Here is an 18027-nt window from a genome sequence, read left to right as displayed (position 1 = left end):
GTTAAACAGTTACTAATAATCAAATAGATTGGACTTCTTCTAAAGCTTGCACTCTGGGACGAATATGGACAGGATAGAGCGAGACGCAACCTGAGCAAAAATAAAGCCGGGGTTGGAATTACACAGCCAATACCTATGAGTTGCGCGACTTAAAACAAGCAGAAAATGAAGTAGAACCATCCATGAACTCATCCGACCTTGCTCCACTTCGTGAACATTTGGCTTCGCGTGTCATCGGCCAGACCAGTTTTATCGAAAGTATGTTGATCTGTCTTCTCAGTGACGGTCATCTACTCATCGAGGGTCTGCCCGGCCTTGCTAAAACCACTGCCGTGAAGGCCCTGGCGGAGGCCATTGAAGGCGATTTTCACCGTGTCCAGTTTACCCCTGATCTTTTGCCGTCCGACCTCATCGGTACCGATATCTATCGTCACGAAAAGGGTGAATTCGAATTTCGCCAGGGGCCGCTGTTCCACAATATCCTGCTTGCGGATGAGGTCAACCGGGCACCGGCCAAGGTACAGTCGGCGTTACTGGAGGCGATGGGAGAACAACAGATCACGGTAGGACAGACAACCTACCCCCTGCCCCCATTCTTTATGGTACTGGCAACCCAGAACCCGGTTGAGCAGGAAGGCACCTATCACCTGCCGGAGGCCCAACTCGACCGTTTTCTGATGCAGGCCAATGTGGATTACCCGAATCGGGCAGAGGAGCTTGAGATTCTGGACTTGGATAGTGCCCAGCAAAAACAGAAACCGACACCACCAGACAAACCATTGACGCAAAAGAAGCTGATATCAATTCGCCAACAGGTGGCTGAACTCTACCTCGATCCGAAGCTCAACAGCTATATCGTCGACCTGGTCCAGGCAAGCCGGGATCCCAAGGCCTATGACAAGGACCTGGCCCGCTGGTGTCGCTTCGGAGCTTCGCCCCGCGCCAGTATCGCATTGGCTAGATGTGCACGCGCCAAGGCCTGGCTGGACGACGAAGAATTCGTCGCTCCCCATCACATTCAAGCCGTTGCCCCGGCCATTCTTCGACACCGTATCCTGCTGACCTTCGAAGCGGAGGCCGAAGGCATCACGACAGACGATTTTCTCTCCCGACTGTTGGATATGGTTGCCATTCCCTAGTCTGCAAAGCGGCGTATCGCTATGAGCCTCTATCCCCATATCGATGATCTGCTGGAATTACGCCATCAGGCCCATACCCTGGGACTGGCCTCACACCATCTGGTGAATACCAGCTTCAGTGGTCTCTACGCTTCCGTGTTCCGTGGCACCGGTCTCGATTTCGAAGAGGTGAGGGAGTATCGCGAAGGCGATGATATTCGCAACATGGAATGGAATGTCACCGCACGTACCAACGTACCCCATTTGAAGATTTTTCGCGAAGAGCGGGAGCGTAGCGTAGTTCTCTGTATCGACAAAGGCCCGCACATGAGCTTCGGCACACGGGGTACTTTTAAATCGATACAGGCCGCCAAAGCGGCCGCCCTGCTCGGCTGGGCAGCATCCAAGCTGCATGACAGGGTTGGGGGTATGCTGTTTGGCGATATTCGCCTGGGGATGCAATACTTCCGCCCCACCAAGGACCGCCGGGCACTATGGCGCCTGCTGCACGCCCTCACGAAAGAGGGTACCACGCAGCAACCGCATATCGATTGCCTCTCTGAAGCCTTGCAACGGGCCGACCGAGGTACGGCAACCGGCTCTCTGATCTTTGTGATCGCCGACATGAACCGTGAGATCCAGGACCTGAAGCAGACCTTGGGTCGACTCTGCCAACATCATACCCTGGTGCTGATACCGGTTGATGATCCAGCGGACAGGGAGCTACCCGATATGGGACAGGTAACCTTTGTCGGTCCTGACGGCAACGCGCTGGAGATCGATACCCGCGACCATCAGGCCAGAGAGCGCTACACGCAAACCTGGCGTATGCGTCGACACACACTGATCCAGTTGACCAACGTCCTGGGCATACCCTTGATGCCGATTGCCACCAATGAAGAGATCCACCTGGCCCTGTCTCATGGCTTGGCGAAGCATTTTGGCAGGCGCTGAATGGACCCGTTACGCGATATTCGAGGTATTGACCCAGCCCCCTGGTGGCCACCCGCCCCCGGATGGTGGTTGCTGCTGGCACTGTTCGTACTGTTGGCGCTGTTGATCTGGTTATTCATCAGGTGGCGCCGGCTCTATCCGTTGGGACGATGGCAACAGGATGCGCGGCGCCACCTGCTCACCTTGCGGCGGCGCATGAAACGAGAGCCGGCGAAACAGGTGGCAAGTGAACTCTCCGAACTGCTGAGGCGTATCGCCATCGCACGTTGTGGCCGGGAGGAGACTGCCGCCCTTACCGATGAGGCCTGGCTCGACTGGTTGCAGAGCAATGACTCAAGCGGTTTTCAATGGCATGAAAAAGGCCGGATACTGCTGGTACTCCCCTATGCCCCGCCTGATCGTGGTGCCGACAAGAGTGATCTGGCGCAATTGATCGAAGCCGCCATCCACTGGGTCAGCGAGGAAGCCTGTCATGTTTGAGTTTCATTGGCCCTGGATGGCGCTCTTACTGCTGCTCCCGCTATTGATCCGATTCTTTTGGTCGCGCCCGCCGAATAAACAGCATGAATCGGTGGAGGGGACGCAGACCACCCTACTGCATCCAACCCTGGCGCACCTGCAGGACGCCTTTCACACACGTCAACCGCGTCAGCCATTGAGCGCCCGCCTGCATAGCTGGCTGCTGCATCTCTTATGGCTGGCCCTGGTGTTGGCATTGATGCGCCCCCAATGGCTTGAACCCTATACCGAAAATCGCACCGCGGGATATGACCTGATGCTGGCTGTGGATGCCTCCCACTCCATGAATGCTCTCGATTTCACTCTGAACGATGAACAGGTCAGTCGTATGCAGGTAGTGAAGGGGGTGGTCGCCAAGTTCATCGAGGGGCGACAGGGAGATCGCATCGGTCTGGTGGTGTTTGGCAGCAAGGCCTACGTACTCTCCCCTCTCACCTATGATCGCAAGGCGGTCAACAGCCTTCTGAGTGAAGTAATCCCCCGTATCGCCGGTGACGGGACCGCCATCGGCGATGCCTTGGGTCTGGGCGTAAAGAAACTCAGAGAGCGACCGCAGGGATCCAGGGTCTTGTTGCTGATTGCCGACGGCGAGAATACGGCGGGTACCATACCGCCCCTGAAAGCCGCCCAACTGGCCGCAGAGGAAGGTATTCGAATCTACAGCATAGGTGTTGGCAGCGATAAGAAGCGTGTACCGATCATGGAGAATGGCCGTATCATTACCCGTACCGACCTGGGATTCAATGAAGCGGTCATGCGTGAGATAGCGGAGGCCGCAGACGGCGCCTATTTTCGCGCCACCGACACAGCGGCACTGGAAAAGATCTATCAGCACATCGATGAGCTGGAAAAGACCGAGGCCGAATCCCGCACCGTATTCATCCCCCAACCTCTCTACTATTGGCCACTCAGCGCTGCACTGCTGCTGTTGTTGGTTCTGGGGATCTATCCCGAAGGCAGGCAGAGACGGCTGAGAGGGGGCGGATATGCCTGAATCGCTGTTTCACTTTGCCCGTCCGGAATGGCTGTTCGCCCTGCTCGGCCTGATTCCGGTACTTGGGTGGCTGATCTACAGTGTGGTACGACCCGCTAAAGGCCCTCTTCACCGCTATGCCGACGAACACCTGCTGCCACACCTGACGGGGGTGCGGGAACTGAGTGTGGACGAGCGCTGGAGTCGATTCACACGCTGGGGTCTGTTGTGGATTCTGCTGGTATTGGCATTGGCCGGCCCACGCTGGGATTACACCGATATCGAAGCCTTCTCGCCAGCCAGTGATCTGGTCATTTTGATGGACATCTCCCGTTCAATGAACGTGGCTGATGTACCGCCATCCCGCCTGGCTCGGGCGCGCCAGGAGGTGCAGGACCTGGTTGCGCTGAACAGGGAAGTGCGTATCGGCATGATCGCCTTTGCAACAGTGCCCCATGTGGTGGCTCCGATTACCGAAGACACTCAAAGCATCCTCAACGCATTGCCGGCAGTCTCCTCCGACCTGGCCAATCTCCAGGGCAGCCGCCTGATCGCCGCACTGGAACGTACTCAGCAACTGCTCGGTAGTGAAGGCACCAAGAGTTCAAGCAGCATCCTACTGATCAGTGATGGAGATTTTGACGAGCCCGGACTCTTGGAGCGAATCGAGGATCTCGCGGAACAGGGCATCGTCTTGCACACTATGGGTATAGGTACAACGGGGGGTGGTCCCGTGCCTGCCCGCGTTGGCCAGAGTGAGTTGATGAGAGAGCGGAGCGGCAAGATCATTGAATCTCGACTCAACGAACCCCTATTGCAACAACTCGCACAGGCAGGGGGCGGTTACTATCAGCATGCGGACTTTAGAGACCAGGATAGCCGCAATATTCTGAAACTTGCCATCGGCGATGTCGGCAGACCGACCCCCACAGAGGAGAAAACCCGGGTCTGGAATGAGCGCTTCTACTGGTTGATTTTCCCCTTACTGCTATTCCTGCTATCCCGTTTCAGGGTGAGACGACCGGGAGAGACCCGGGTATGAAGACCCTCTCTCTCTCCGCAATACTCCTCCTGTCTGCCGTACTGGCAGAAGCCAACTGGTTTCTGAATCAGGAGCAACAGGCAGCAGAGAACTACAACCAAGGTCACTATGAGGAGGCGGCAAAGGGATTCGAGGACCTCTATCGCCGAGGGGTCGCTTACTACCGCACAGGCGACTACCAGGCTGCCAGCAAGGATTTCAGCCAGGTAGAGAGGGAGGAGGTCAAACTGGAAGCCCGTTACAACCTGGGTAACAGCCGCTACAAACTGGAGGATTACCAGGGCGCCATCGAAGCCTACGAACAGGTCCTGGAAAGCGATCCGGGGCATACCGATGCACGCCACAATCTGGCCTTGGCGAGAGAAAAACTGGCACAGCGACTCAAAGACGAGGAAGAGGAAAAAGAGGAGGAACAGGAATCCGAGACGGAGGAAAAAGAGTCTGAGTCGAATGAGGAACAACAGGAACAGGAGCAACAACAATCCGGCGAGCAGCAGCAGGAACAGGAGCAACAACAATCCGGCGAACAGCAGCAGGAACAGGAGCAGCAGCAATCCGGCGAGCAGCAGCAGGAACAGGAGCAGCAACAATCCGGCGAACAGCAGCAGGAACAGGAGCAGCAACAATCCGGCGGGCAGCAGCAGGAACAGGAGCAACAACAATCCGGCGAGCAGCAGGAACAGGAGCAGCAACAATCCGGCGAGCAGCAAGGAGAAGCGCAACAAACCGGCCAACAACAAGAGGATAAACCCTCGGAGGACGGCAAAAAACAGCAGGATGAAGAGCAGGAATCCGGTGCTCGGAAGGAGAGTGAAGAGCAACAGGACGGCAGCGAGACACCGGCAGAGCAGCAAGAGATGAGTGGGGAGCAGGAACGGCAGCAGGATATGAGTGACGGTGAGGCGTTCAGGGAAGAGAAACAGGCCGAATCGGGCGAGGAAGAGCCGCAGGATCAACCACGCGAGGGCAAACAAGTTGATGAAAAGTCTGCTAATCTCGATGCAAAGGGAGATGAGGAGGAGGAACAGACGCCCGGATCACAACGCCGCGATGAACTGGGTCGGGATACCGGTGAACGCCATGTCCGCCCGGAAGATGAAGCCCGTTCCGAAGCAGTGGACCAGGTAGATCAAAGCGATCAGCCCCAATCCCGGGAAAGTGAGCAAGAAGCCGATGGGGAGGGTCGTGAAGAGACCCGTCTAAGCGGTGCAAACGCATTGATGGAACAATGGCTGGATCAAGTTGAGGGAGACCCGGCCCAACTGATGCAACAACAGTTCAGATTGGAAGAGTATAAATACCTTCGTAGCCGAGGCGGCCGCGATACGGAGACTAGACCCTGGTGACATATCTACCTTCCAGACGATGGGAAAGCATGGGTTCGACAGGACTTGTGATGATTACGCTGATCCTGTTGTCCGTTCATTGCCCTGCCACGGCCAATCCGTTTCCGGGCAACTCTCCTTGGCAGGGGATGCCACCAGGGCAGTGGAACTTCGCCCCGCCCGAACGACGCCAATCCAGCACGCCAACAAAGAGTCAGCCAACCGCTACGACCCAATCACCCTACGCGGGTTGGCCCGGCCGCCAATACCCCGGATATTCACCACAGAACTACTATTCAACACCAACCCCGGCACCTCAGATTGAAACCAAGCTTTCGATACAGAGCCCTTATGTGCAACAGAACGTAATTCTCAAAATCAGTGTCGTCAGCCAAAACAACCTGCGTACTGCAACGCCGCACATTTCATCGAGTGACCACTTCATCCTGCAGCAGCTTGAGGATCCTGTCACCTACTCCCGCACCCGTAATGGTAAAAGGCAGATCGTAAATGATTTCTATTTCACCCTGACCCCGCTTAAAGCGGGCCTGTATCAGCTACCCAATCTGATCATCACGGGAGAGGAGGAGCAGCTAACCACATATAGCCGGGGCAACAGGTCATTCGATGTATCGATGAACAGCCCGCCACACCTTGAGATTAGAGAGACCGACCCAGACAGTACGCCCTGGCTACCCGTGGAACAGCTCGACCTGAAGATCCAATTGCCCAGCAAGCTTAAAGCTGCCGCCGGTAAACCCTTCACCCTGGTAACCGAAATCAATGCCGTGGGTATTGCTGGTGAACAACTCCCCAGCCTTGAACAGCAGCTTAAATCAGATGCATTCCGTATCTACCGGGAACAGAGTCGGGTGGAGACCAACCTGAACAAGAGTACCGATAAGCTCGTCAGCCGTCGCCTGGAGACTTTTACCCTGGTACCTCAATATGGTGGCGATCTGAAATTACCCCAGTTGAGCGTAAACTGGTGGAATACACGGATACACGTTCCACAACGCGCCTCTATCCCCCTGCAGCCGATCGCTGTCAGCGGCACCCGTAAAGCAAGCGGTTTTTTCAACGTCGACGAAGAGAGTACCCTGTTTCCCGCAGGCGCCTCCTCCGCATTCTGGATTCCTCTCTCTGTGGTGTTCGGTGTTATTTTCGGGTACTGGTTGGCGATCTGGATCTCCCACCGCAGAAAGGGAGACACACAACATTCCCCCTTGGCGCCATTGGTCGCATTTCTACAACGCCCGATGCAACAGATGGCGCCGGCCTTTTCACCACTCAAGGCGAAGCTTCGCACCACGACCACCATCCTCAATCCCGCCGCCCATTGGCAACGCTGGCGTCGCAATTTGGTAGGCATGTTGCCTCTATCGGTGCGTTTCTACTTTTGTGTCCGCTTCGTGGATGAAGAGACGGATCCGGAAGTGTGGGGCTACACCCTGAGGTTTCTCGCCAACAAACATCTCAGTCTGCCGTCTAATGTACCCTTCAGTGTCATTGGCAAGCATATCATCGACTTCCACCCCAAGGCACAGGAAGAGAAGATCCGTGCCCTCATACACGAGCTGGAACAGGCGATCTACGGTCACAACAACCTTGATTTCGATCGCTGGAAAGAGGCCTTCAAACATGAAATCCGGCCCAGCATAAGACTATGGCCCCGCCGATCCAGATTAAAGAGCACACCCTCCGGATCCCTCTTGCCAAACCTCAATCCGGACAAGGCCACCAGTGGCTGATGATTCTTGACAGCGCCGTGACTATTATTCACGGGCCAACAGGGACACCAATTGAGTATGCCCCTGTTGTGCCGCCAGATCAGTGCTTGTTTCTCCATCGTGGCTGATCAGCGAAATATCAGCACCGTGGCGGATCAGAAGTCTCGCTATATCGATGTGACCCTCAAGGGCGGCAAACATGAGAGGCGACCAGCCGTCATGGTTATGCCAATTAGGATCCACCCCTTGATTCAGTAACAATTCTGCAACTTGTGTGTGTCCATTCCAGGCAGCCGCCATTAAGGGAGTATTTCCATCCAGATCGGCCAAATTCACTTCAGCCCCGTTTTTCAGCAGAGCGCTGACAATTTGATAATGACCTCTCACAGCAGCATAAAACAGGGCTGTCCACCCCTCCTGGCTCTGCTGGTTGATTTGTGGCGCCTTGCTGATCAATAGATCAACGAGATCCAGGCGCCCCGCCCAGGCTGCCTTCATGAGGGCGGTTTCGCCACTACTGCTGACACTATCGACAGGGGCGCCTGTAAGCAGAAGCTGCAGGACTTCCTGTCGATCACCATTGTTGATTGCGGCTATCAATTCATCGCTCGTGGGCCGATTGACAGCCTGTGATCCAATTCCGTGTATTGGTTTTGTTTCTGACATCTTTGTGGTTGTTTCTTCAAACGCTGCGATTGTTGAGGTCTTTTCGATAGCTGCAACCGGCGTCTGAATCTGGGGAGCGACAAGGTGTACTTTGTCTTTCAATTGGCTGTTCAGGGCCGTTTCAGCCGGTGTCTCGTTAATCTGGAGGTCGATTGCGGAGGATGCGGCTTCGGCCTGCTCTGACTGAAGCGGTTTCAGATGCGCCGGATCTGTGTGCAATTGTTCGTCTTCCGGGAGAGACACACGGGTCAGCGTTGATGGCAATTGACTTTCAATCCTGCTGTCAGTTTCACTCATGACCGGCTTTTCCAGTGCCAGATCGAGTTGTGGCTCGGTGACGACCTTCTCAGCCCTTCCCTGTCGTACCGTTTCACCCTGGTTCGTCAAAGGGTGCCGATCCGCTTTGTTCGGACTCGCTTTTCCGCTTACCCCAGATTGCTTATTGCTGTCGGACAGCATTGGACCGGGATGATCGGCAGCAAGGGTCTGTTTGCCAATCTGCTCGATATCCGCTGTCATGTGTGAAGTGTCATCCACCTGATCGTTGATTGATTCAGTCTCTTCCGGGGATTCAGCTTGAACAATATCCGTGAAGCCTGCCTCCTGTATCGATTCGGAAGACAGCGATGTCATATCATCTTCCCCATCGACATCCTGTGATCCAGACAGTGCAACCTGTGACGGAAGCCTGTTGGATTCCACTGGACTCTCTTCCAGCCAAATCACCCATACACACACTAGAATAATAACTGCCAGCAGACCGTCCCTCAGCCATTGGATGACGGGATGGTGTTTCATCGAATGCCGGGGTATTACCGGCATGTCGGAATCCGTTGACTGAGATAACGGCTCAGTGTCGGTACCGAACTGGATACTCGTATCTTCATCCAGCAATATGAACCTGGAAACCTCTTCCACGACTTCCCTGGTTACCTGCCGTTTGCTCAGATTTGCGGCGCAAAACAGGCATAGATCACAAATATGATTAATGACCCGTGGAACACCTTCGGATAACGCGAAGATTGATTTCAACGCCTGGCTGTCGAAGAGGCCCGGGGCTTCGTGTCCGGCAATTTTCAGACAATGGGCAATCACGGCGCACATATCCTGATGATCGAATGGCTCCAGGGTGAAGTGTTCACCCCAGGGAGGAGTAAAGAGCACGTGCCCCATATCGTCGATCTTTTGCACCAGTTGTGGAAGTCCTGCCAAAATCAAGGTGCAGGAGACGCCCTGAATTCGGTTTGAGGCGTGCCAATCGAGTAGCTCCTCCAGGGTATCGTCAGCGAGATGATCAGCCTCATCGAGAATTATGACAGGATGCACACCCTGACCTTCAAGTGCTGTCATTCGGTTCCTGATTTGCAAGGAATACTCATCGGAAAGCGTACTCTTTAGCGGGACGCCAAATGCCTCTCCAATCAACATCAGCAAATCGTCCGCGCGCAATTGTGGCTTATCGACGAACACCCATTGAATGCTAGCCGCTTCATGAACCAACAGGTGCTTCAGGAACGCCGTCTTGCCCGTACCTGGCGCACCGCTAAGCAATATCACAGGTGCCTGTTGCCGAATCGCAGCGTAAATACGGTCGCGGTACTGTCGCACCGGCAATGTCAGGTAGTAAAATGCCGGATCGGGCGTGATATTGAACGGCCGCCGCCTCAATTTGAAGTATTCCTGGTACATTTGAAGCAGATGTACGGCCTAGGAAGTTGACGAGTGATAATTCATGTCCATGACACTCCGTATATGCGCTAGTTTTCGATGATGACTTCCACTCGCCTGTTTCGCTTGCGTCCTTGAGGATTATCGGAGCCGTCTGGATTGGTATTGGGGACAATGGGCCTGCTTTTGCCAAACCAGGCAATCACAATGCGTTCTTTGAGTACGCCGCTGAACACCAGCGCACGGGCCACACTTTGTGCACGACGTTTTGAAAGCGCAAGATTGAAATCCTCTCCACCGATGGCGTCGGCATGGCCTTCTACAGCAATATTTCTCGAAGCATATTTGGTATGGTTTATCACCTCAGCAATCTTATGCAACTTGGTCTTGGCTTCCGGTTTCAATCGATCACTGTTGTACTCGAAAAGCAATACTTCAGGGAAGATGATTTCCACACCCCGGTCGATTTGCTTAACCTCTACTTCGAATTCCTCAATTTCCTTTACCAACATTTGGTTTTCCAGATTTGCACAACCGGACAGCAGAAATAGGCCGCAGAACAGAAAAACTGTTTTATTGCTCTTCTTCATAGATAACCCTCTGGGGTCCACAGACACGACGGTAGCATAGACTGACGACCCGACGACTCACTCCATGCCCCAATAATAGACTGAATAAAACTACATTATTAGCCGTTCCTCCTTAATTGGCCACAGAAGTTATCGCACAACAATTAAATCTTGAATTTTTGTAAATTAATAAGCTTGGGTGCTTGTCGTTCAGGCAGATATTTGTTGATGCATAACTCGTGTACATCTGATAGACAAACACACAAAACGAGGCTTAAGTCCGAGTTCCATTGCAATAAATGCCTTCCTCATATCCATATACTCACAAACTCTCCATTCACCGAAAACAACATAGACAAAGTTTATGGCAAGTCCCCTTGATATTGGCGGTCGATTAATGGATCTTTAAAAAAATGTAATTTTTCGTAAACACCGACAGCCATCAATAACCACAAGACAATTGACACCTCGAAACAATTGCAGAGTGGGGTACCGCTCAGGACAGTAGCCACAATCTGTTGGCGACATAACACCGATAGACACTAAATCACTCCAAGGGCTGTATAATCAACCTGCTATGCCGCAGCCAAAAAACATCTTCTCTTATCGCCCCTACTGGGCCGCCCGTTTCGGCATCTCTCCGGTGCTGCCCATGAGCAGGGCGGAAATGGATGAGCTCGGCTGGGACAGCTGCGACATCATCATCGTCACCGGCGACGCCTATGTGGATCATCCCAGCTTCGGTATGGCCCTGGTGGGGCGCCTGCTTGAGGCACAGGGTTTTCGCGTCGGCATCATTGCCCAGCCCGATTGGCAGAATGGCGAAGCCTTCCGCAGACTAGGAAAGCCAAACCTCTTTTTCGGTATCACCGCCGGCAATATGGACTCCATGGTCAATCGCTACACTGCCGATCGCCGCATCCGTAGCGATGATGCCTATACGCCCAATGGGGAAGCAGGCAAACGACCGGATCGTTCGGTAATCGTCTACGCGCAACGTGTCCGGGAGGCATACAAAGGCGTACCTGTCATTATCGGCGGTATCGAGGCCAGTCTACGCCGGATAGCCCACTACGATTACTGGTCTGACAAGGTACGACGATCGATTCTGCCCGACTCAAAGGCCGATCTGCTGTTGTATGGTAATGCCGAGCGGGCTCTGGTCGAACTCGCACACCGTCTGGCGGCTGGTGAGGGGGTCGATCAGATTCGGGATATTCGGGGCACCGCCTTCATGCACCAGGGTGCGGTGGATGGATGGATCGAGGTCGACTCCACTCAGCTTGACGAACCCGGCATGAAAGCCGACCATCCCGACCCTTATCTGGCAGAACCCGAATGCGGCAAGGCTGTCAGGATCACACCCCATACCAGACCACGGCGACACCCGCGCGAGCGTACCGTGATACGTCTCCCTTCCTACGATCAGGTTGTACAGGATGAAGTCATCTACGCCCATGCCTCGCGGGTTTTCCATCTGGAGACCAATCCGGGCAATGCACGCGCCCTGACCCAACAGCATGGAAAACGGGATGTCTGGCTCAATCCACCGCCGATCCCGCTCACCACAGAAGAGCTGGACAGGATTTATGAACTCCCCTATACCCGCAAGCCCCATCCCAGCTACGGAGAAGCGCGCAACCCGGCCTGGGAGATGATCCGGCATTCCGTCAACATCATGCGTGGCTGTTTCGGGGGCTGTACATTTTGCTCCATTACCGAACATGAGGGCCGGATTATTCAGAGCCGTTCAGAGGATTCGGTGGTGCGTGAAGTGGAGACCATCCGCGACCAGGTCCCCGGATTTACCGGCAACATCTCGGATCTCGGTGGACCGACCGCCAATATGTACCGTTTGGCCTGTCGGGACAAATCCATCGAGTCTGCCTGTCGGCGCCTCTCCTGTGTCTATCCCGACATCTGTGGCAATCTCGACACCAGCCATCAACCACTGATCGACCTCTACCGGCGAACCCGCAAACTCCCGGGGATCAAGCGTATTTTCATCGCCTCAGGACTCCGCTACGATCTGGCGATACGCTCTCCCGAATATATCCGCGAGCTGGTCACCCATCACGTGGGGGGATATTTGAAAATAGCCCCGGAACATACCGAATCCTCTCCCTTGAGCATGATGATGAAACCGGGTATCGGGAGCTATGAGCGTTTCAAAAAACTGTTTGAAAAATACTCAGCCCAGGCCGACAAGGAGCAATACCTGATCCCCTACTTCATCGCTGCCCACCCCGGCAGCAGTGATCGAGACATGCTGAATCTTGCCCTATGGTTAAAGGCCAATAACTTCAGACCGGATCAGGTTCAAGCCTTTCTGCCCACTCCCCTGGCAATCGCCTCAGCCATGTACCACACCGGTAAGAATCCACTACGGAAGCTTTCGCGACGCAATGCAAACGTGAATGTGGTAAGGGGAATGAAACAGCGCCGGCTGCAGAAGGCGTTTCTGCGTTATCACGACCCAAAAAACTGGCCTTTGATACGTGATGCCCTGACCCGCATGGGACGCTACGACCTGATCGGTAATGGTAAGCGGCATCTCGTCCCCAAATGGCAGCCAAAACCGGAACATGGCGCATCAAAACCTAAGCGACAAAACCGGCCGGGGCACGCAAACCGGTCAAGCGGCATGAAGATCAAAAACAGAATTACCGGCCAAAGAAAGGCTCGACAAAGGCGCAATTAATAACACGATGGCGTCAGACCCATGTAGAGATATGCGGTAACAGGCAAGTAGCGTTCAACAACTGCCTCACCACCATGACCCAGCTCCGTCCCGAAGGGTTTCAATGTTATTTTTTTATTTATTTTACAATATGTTAAATACCCGCTAACAGAGCAACAATTTACTCCATAACCGGCTTGAAAAACGCGGCTGACAGGACCATATTCATAGTAGGGACGGGTAGTTTTTTAAGGAGGTAAATCATGAACATCACACGTTATGACCCATGGCGCACAATGGAAGATTGGCGTCAGGAATTAGACCGTGCGTTCCACCCGCTCCTGCAACGAGATGACGATACCTCTCGCGTAGTAGGAGGCGATTGGGCACCTGCGGTTGATATCAAGGAAGAGGATAACAGGTATGTCATTCGAGCCGATATCCCGGGCGTTAAACCGGAAGATATCGAGGTCACCATGGAGAATGGTGTATTGACGATCCGCGGCGAGCGTAAGTTTGAAGAGACCGAAGAGCGAGAGAACTTCAGACGTATCGAACGCTCCCATGGTATCTTCTATCGTCGTTTCTCACTGCCGGATAACACCGATGCAGAGGCTGTTGAGGCAATCGGCAAGGATGGTGTGATCGAGGTCATCATCCCGAAAACCCAGGAAAAACAGCCAAAACGTATCGAAGTGACCCATTAAGGCATTGAGTCTTTGTAAACGGCGCAGTTAATCTAATACCCTCTCTCAACAGAGAGGGTTTTTTTATAGCCTGGACAAAGTGCTAACCACGGATACGGTGGTTATTAGGATGGTCAGGACGGCAAGGGTCAGAAGCTGAAGATCAAACCCAGATTGGTTTCGAACTGCGGAAAGGCATCACCCTCGATCTGCAGATTACAGCCGGGATCGCAGAACAGGCTTTCGTTGGAGTCGATCAGAGTACTGTAGCCGCGCATCTCGAAACGGATGCCAAGCCGCTCAGTGGGATACCATTTCAGGCCACCGCCAACACTGAGAGAGAAACGGGTTTCGTCATCATATCCCCTCTGGGAGGGATTCATGAAGGTCATCCCGAGGCCACCGGTGATATAGGGGGTGATCTTCTCCTGGTAATAGTCAAGGGAATAGACATCCACCGTACCACCCAGGTGTACATAATGGATATCCAGACCGAAGGCGTTATCCGGATCGGTCGTGTCGGCCAGCGACGAATCCTGGTGGCTGTAGAGAAATTCGTAGCGGGTTGAATCGGAGGCAGCCCGACTGATGGTAAAACCCCAATCTGTGGTGTTATCGATATCCAGCCGGTTGTTGTGATTGTCGAGTTCAAAGGATCCGCCAAAACGGTGCCCGGTGAAAGGTGTGAACTCAAGACCACCGGCGGCCAGCAGACTCGAGGGACTGGCGACCAACAGCAACCAAACTGTTAAAAATGAGACTCTGTACATGGTGACAAGATTAAATTTAGACGTTTCACACAGGTAATTATTGTTAAGAAAGGTGAAAATTACCTGGTATCACATCACAAGTTAGCCGCCTGAAATCTTAAGTGCTTGTTTATATAGTATATTCTTTTTGATGCCCGATACCCTGGATGCTAATGAGACGGCCTGTTTGAGAGGTAGTTCCGCCATCAGTGTGATCAGCATTTGCTCAATATCGACCTCAATACGTTCCCCGGCATCGCCTGTGGCGCCCCTGATCAGGATGACAAATTCCCCTTTTTGCTGATCCCTATCCTGCCGCAGCCGCTCCGAAAGACTCTCCAGACTGCCCCTGAGAATGGTTTCATGCAGTTTGGTCAATTCCCGGGCAATGACCCCTTCCCTGCCGCTTCCGAACACCTCGCACATCGCGGCGACCGAATCGGCCACACGGTGACTCGATTCGTAAAACACCAGGGTGGAAACCTCGTCTGCAAAGGTTTGCAGCCAAGCGAGCCTTTGGCCGGTCTGTCGTGGTGGAAAACCGAGAAACATAAACCGGTCGGTGGGAAGACCGGAGGCCGAGAGTGCACAGATCAGCGCACTGGCGCCCGGCACTGGAACAACACGACCACCTCGCTGTATCAGTTCCCTCACCAATGGGAAGCCGGGATCACTGATCAACGGTGTACCCGCATCGGAGACCAGTGCAATCGACTGACCGGCATCGAGAATCTGTAACATCATCTCCAGCTTGGCGTGTTCGTTGTATTGATGAAAGGCGCGTAGCGGCGTATTGATGCCGTAGTGCTTCAGCAACGGCCGCGTATGTCGTGTATCCTCTGCGGCAATGAAATCGACTTGCTTGAGCGTTTCCAGCGCACGCTGTGAAATATCCTCAATATTGCCGATTGGTGTGGCAACAACGTAAAGTACGCCCTTTGACACAAATGTTCCTGATGTAGAATGGACACACCATCCTGCCACAGATATCAAACCATGCAAATTGATCGACTCATTCAACTGCTGCCTGTCGTCTTGCTCCTCGTGCTTCAGGGGTGCACCACCGCACCCAAAATCACGCCCTCCGAGCCCCTGGAGCTACCGGCACATGTCAGGCTTCAGATCGACCTGATGTTGGAGAGCGGTGATTTTGCCGGTGCCGCGCTACAACTGGAATCCTTGGCCGATGAAAACGTCTCGCCCCAGCGTGAATGGCTGTTGCTGGAAGCGGCTGACTACTGGCTCAAGGCTGACGACAAGGCCAGGAGCCATTTATTGGTTGAGCAGCTCGAATCCTTTGCCGGGGACCCGGACTTCGTCCTCAAATGGCGCATGCTGCGCACCGAGATCGCCGTATCCGAGGGGGATATCGAAACCGCACTCGACCTGATGGAGCCGGCGCCGGAGGAGGATGCGCCCCTTATTCTGCGTCAGCACTATCATAGAAATATGGCCGAGATTTTCCGTCTGTCGGGAAATCTGCTTGAAAGCGCGAGCGAACTCGATGTGCTCGACCTGCTGTTGGAGCAGGACGAAGAGGCCCGCCTGGCATCTCAGCAGCTGTTGGTGCAAACCCTGTCGAGCATGACCGACACTGCGCTCAGCATGCTGCAGCCTCAGCCTCCTGCCACGTTGATCGGGTGGATGGAACTGGCCAAGATCATCAAACTGCAGACAACCGATCCAACAGAACTGAGCGCTCATTTAGCGGCATGGCGGGATCGCTTTCCTCAACATCCAGCATTGCAGTCCCTGCTCGCCGGATATCTGGAGCAACAGGGTTTGAGCAGTGAGGACCATATCGCCATCATGCTGCCCCGCAGCGGACCCTATGCCAAGGTGGCGGCGGCCATTCGAGATGGTTTTATGGCGGCCTGGTATCAGCAGCCTGCACTGCAAAGACCCAGTTTGCAGTTCTATGACAGCAGTGAGTTGAAAGATACCCTACACATCTATCAGCAGGCCATTTTACAAGGTGCGAAAATGATCGTCGGCCCCCTCAACAAGGATGCTGTCAAGATGTTGCTGAGTCTGGAGTATCTGGATCACCCCATATTGGCACTCAATCAAGTCGATGATCCGGAACTCAACCACACCAACCTGTTTCAGTTCGGTCTTGCGCCCGAAGATGAGGCCCAACAGGCTGCTGAGCGTGCCTGGCTGGAAGGTCACAGGACAGCCCTCGTACTGACTCCGGGCGGACAATGGGGTGATCGCATCGCCCGGAGTTTCCGTGAGCGCTGGTCGGCCCTGGGCGGACAGGTGATGGAACAACAACAATACAATGCTAAAGAGAACGACTTTTCCGTTCCTATTCGAATGCTACTCAATATCAATGAGAGTGAAGCTCGAACCCATGCCCTGAAAAAACTGCTGGGGCGTCAACTGGAATCCGAATCCCGCGCACGCAAGGACGCTGACTTTATCTTTCTCGCCGCTCGCCCGCAGAAAGCCAGACAGATACGCCCTCAACTCAGATTCTTTCATGCAGGCAACCTGCCGATCCTGTCCACATCCCATATCTACACCGGTGTGACTCAAACGGAACTCGATATGGATCTGGGGAAAATCAGTTTTGTCGATACGCCATGGTTATTTGAAAAGGACCAGGGTGGGCCGCTATCCCGAAACAATCTGGAAAAACTCATGCCTGGCGTCAGGGGACGCTATGCCAGACTTTTTGCCATGGGCATAGACAGCTACAACCTATTGACTCAACTACAACATCTACAGACTCAGCCTGGGCGGATGTTCAGCGGTAAAAGCGGGACACTCTATCTGGATCAGGGAAACCGGCTTCACAGACTTCTCGCATGGGCGGACATGGAAGGGGGCTTGGCGAAGATCAGCGGCTACGCACCTCGCATGGACCGATACAACAGGGGTGGCCAAGCCACCCTTGATCCTCCACCGACTGATAATACACTGCCGCCGGTCACCGATTACAGCCTGTCCCCGCCAGGCAGTCAGCAATGATTGCCAAACATTTGGAATATGGACAGCAGGCGGAACAGCAGGCGCTTGATTTCCTGCAAAGTCGGGGACTTAGGCTTCAAGAGCGTAACTTTCGCTGTAAAACAGGCGAGATCGACCTGGTAATGCGTGATGCCGGGACATTGGTCTTCGTGGAAGTCCGCTTTCGCCAATCAAACGATTTTGGTCGTGCATTGGAGACAGTGACAGCCAGCAAACAGCGTAAATTACTCGCCACCGCGAACCGTTATATTCAGATGAAGCGCATAGACAGTGCCTGCCGGTTTGACATTGTCGCGCTCAACGGTTCCGGATCCACACCTATGGAATGGATCAAAAATGCAATTCAGATAGCCTGGTAGCCATATAAGGTGC

At 54.0% G+C, this 18027-nt stretch carries 15 protein-coding genes; 11 read left to right on the top strand and 4 right to left on the bottom strand.

All coding sequences use genetic code 11. The features are described 5' to 3' along the window. Positions 1–182 precede the first annotated feature (182 nt). Genes CODIS_RS00135 through CODIS_RS00105 form a run of 7 tightly spaced genes read left to right on the top strand, consistent with a single transcriptional unit; the run spans position 183 to position 7682 of the window. Positions 183–1139: an AAA family ATPase gene (locus CODIS_RS00135; RefSeq protein WP_069119915.1), complete on the top strand. Its 957-nt coding sequence runs from the start codon at positions 183–185 to the stop codon at positions 1137–1139. Between the two features lie 21 nt (positions 1140–1160). After that, positions 1161–2072 carry a DUF58 domain-containing protein gene (locus CODIS_RS00130; RefSeq protein WP_069119912.1) on the top strand — a complete coding sequence of 304 codons (912 nt, stop codon included), beginning with the start codon at positions 1161–1163 and terminating at the stop codon, positions 2070–2072. Next, a complete protein-coding gene (locus CODIS_RS00125) occupies positions 2073–2552 on the top strand; it encodes a DUF4381 domain-containing protein (RefSeq protein WP_069119898.1) in 480 nt (159 codons plus the stop codon). It abuts the gene before it with no gap. Continuing rightward, positions 2545–3585, top strand: coding sequence for a VWA domain-containing protein (locus CODIS_RS00120; protein ID WP_069119893.1), 1041 nt, complete (start codon positions 2545–2547; stop codon positions 3583–3585). The genes CODIS_RS00125 and CODIS_RS00120 overlap by 8 nt, the downstream gene beginning before the upstream one ends. Next, positions 3578–4606 carry a VWA domain-containing protein gene (locus tag CODIS_RS00115; RefSeq protein ID WP_069119890.1) on the top strand — a complete coding sequence of 343 codons (1029 nt, stop codon included), beginning with the start codon at positions 3578–3580 and terminating at the stop codon, positions 4604–4606. Before CODIS_RS00120 ends, CODIS_RS00115 begins: the two co-directional genes overlap by 8 nt. Further along, the gene (locus CODIS_RS00110; protein WP_069119885.1) at positions 4603–5952 is read left to right on the top strand and encodes a tetratricopeptide repeat protein; all 1350 of its coding nucleotides are present in this window, start codon (positions 4603–4605) and stop codon (positions 5950–5952) included. Before CODIS_RS00115 ends, CODIS_RS00110 begins: the two co-directional genes overlap by 4 nt. 50 nt (positions 5953–6002) lie before the next feature. Then, positions 6003–7682, top strand: coding sequence for a BatD family protein (locus CODIS_RS00105; protein WP_162420052.1), 1680 nt, complete (start codon positions 6003–6005; stop codon positions 7680–7682). 24 nt (positions 7683–7706) lie between these two features. On the opposite strand, the gene CODIS_RS00100 is transcribed toward CODIS_RS00105, so the two are convergent. Both CODIS_RS00100 and CODIS_RS00095 read right to left on the bottom strand, forming a co-directional pair. Next, a complete protein-coding gene (locus CODIS_RS00100; protein ID WP_162420049.1) occupies positions 7707–9995 on the bottom strand; it encodes an ankyrin repeat domain-containing protein in 2289 nt (762 codons plus the stop codon). A gap of 89 nt (positions 9996–10084) precedes the next feature. Beyond that, positions 10085–10507: an OmpA family protein gene (locus CODIS_RS00095; protein ID WP_162420047.1), complete on the bottom strand. Its 423-nt coding sequence runs from the start codon at positions 10505–10507 to the stop codon at positions 10085–10087. A gap of 634 nt (positions 10508–11141) precedes the next feature. Here CODIS_RS00095 and CODIS_RS00090 point away from each other — a divergent pair. Together CODIS_RS00090 and CODIS_RS00085 are read left to right on the top strand one after the other, a co-directional pair. Beyond that, on the top strand, positions 11142–13265 hold the full coding sequence (locus CODIS_RS00090) for a YgiQ family radical SAM protein (RefSeq protein ID WP_069119869.1): 2124 nt from the start codon (positions 11142–11144) through the stop codon (positions 13263–13265). A 242-nt stretch (positions 13266–13507) separates the two neighbouring features. Beyond that, entirely contained in the window at positions 13508–13951 is a 444-nt protein-coding gene (locus CODIS_RS00085) for an Hsp20/alpha crystallin family protein (RefSeq protein ID WP_069119861.1), read from the top strand. A 128-nt stretch (positions 13952–14079) separates the two neighbouring features. Here the strand turns inward: CODIS_RS00085 and CODIS_RS00080 are convergent, their stop codons facing one another. Further along, positions 14080–14700, bottom strand: a complete 621-nt coding sequence (locus tag CODIS_RS00080) for a porin family protein (protein ID WP_083220438.1) — start codon at positions 14698–14700, stop codon at positions 14080–14082. Between the two features lie 81 nt (positions 14701–14781). Next, a complete protein-coding gene (gene rsmI, locus CODIS_RS00075) occupies positions 14782–15624 on the bottom strand; it encodes a 16S rRNA (cytidine(1402)-2'-O)-methyltransferase (protein ID WP_069119851.1) in 843 nt (280 codons plus the stop codon). Positions 15625–15675: 51 nt separating this feature from the next. Between rsmI and CODIS_RS00070 the strand changes: the two genes are divergently transcribed. Together CODIS_RS00070 and CODIS_RS00065 are read left to right on the top strand one after the other, a co-directional pair. After that, the gene (locus tag CODIS_RS00070) at positions 15676–17655 is read left to right on the top strand and encodes a penicillin-binding protein activator (RefSeq protein ID WP_069119846.1); all 1980 of its coding nucleotides are present in this window, start codon (positions 15676–15678) and stop codon (positions 17653–17655) included. After that, a complete protein-coding gene (locus tag CODIS_RS00065) occupies positions 17652–18014 on the top strand; it encodes a YraN family protein (RefSeq protein ID WP_069119841.1) in 363 nt (120 codons plus the stop codon). Before CODIS_RS00070 ends, CODIS_RS00065 begins: the two co-directional genes overlap by 4 nt. Positions 18015–18027: the final 13 nt, after the last annotated feature.

It is taken from the genome of Candidatus Thiodiazotropha endolucinida (genome assembly GCF_001715975.1).
GTDB classification, from domain to species: domain Bacteria; phylum Pseudomonadota; class Gammaproteobacteria; order Chromatiales; family Chromatiaceae; genus Thiodiazotropha; species Thiodiazotropha endolucinida.
This window is presented reverse-complemented; position numbering and strand designations above follow the sequence as displayed.

What these genes read in the sequence shown, in the direction of transcription:
- CODIS_RS00090 (WP_069119869.1), top strand. Translation starts at nt 11,142, where the DNA reads ATGCCGCAGCCAAAAAACATCTTCTCTTATCGCCCCTACTGGGCCGCC.
- CODIS_RS00105 (WP_162420052.1), top strand. Translation starts at nt 6,003, where the DNA reads ATGATTACGCTGATCCTGTTGTCCGTTCATTGCCCTGCCACGGCCAAT.
- CODIS_RS00110 (WP_069119885.1), top strand. Translation starts at nt 4,603, where the DNA reads ATGAAGACCCTCTCTCTCTCCGCAATACTCCTCCTGTCTGCCGTACTG.
- CODIS_RS00130 (WP_069119912.1), top strand. Translation starts at nt 1,161, where the DNA reads ATGAGCCTCTATCCCCATATCGATGATCTGCTGGAATTACGCCATCAG.
- CODIS_RS00085 (WP_069119861.1), top strand. Translation starts at nt 13,508, where the DNA reads ATGAACATCACACGTTATGACCCATGGCGCACAATGGAAGATTGGCGT.
- CODIS_RS00115 (WP_069119890.1), top strand. Translation starts at nt 3,578, where the DNA reads ATGCCTGAATCGCTGTTTCACTTTGCCCGTCCGGAATGGCTGTTCGCC.
- CODIS_RS00080 (WP_083220438.1), bottom strand. Translation starts at nt 14,700, where the DNA reads ATGTACAGAGTCTCATTTTTAACAGTTTGGTTGCTGTTGGTCGCCAGT.
- CODIS_RS00065 (WP_069119841.1), top strand. Translation starts at nt 17,652, where the DNA reads ATGATTGCCAAACATTTGGAATATGGACAGCAGGCGGAACAGCAGGCG.
- CODIS_RS00070 (WP_069119846.1), top strand. Translation starts at nt 15,676, where the DNA reads ATGCAAATTGATCGACTCATTCAACTGCTGCCTGTCGTCTTGCTCCTC.
- CODIS_RS00135 (WP_069119915.1), top strand. Translation starts at nt 183, where the DNA reads ATGAACTCATCCGACCTTGCTCCACTTCGTGAACATTTGGCTTCGCGT.
- CODIS_RS00095 (WP_162420047.1), bottom strand. Translation starts at nt 10,507, where the DNA reads ATGTTGGTAAAGGAAATTGAGGAATTCGAAGTAGAGGTTAAGCAAATC.
- CODIS_RS00120 (WP_069119893.1), top strand. Translation starts at nt 2,545, where the DNA reads ATGTTTGAGTTTCATTGGCCCTGGATGGCGCTCTTACTGCTGCTCCCG.
- CODIS_RS00125 (WP_069119898.1), top strand. Translation starts at nt 2,073, where the DNA reads ATGGACCCGTTACGCGATATTCGAGGTATTGACCCAGCCCCCTGGTGG.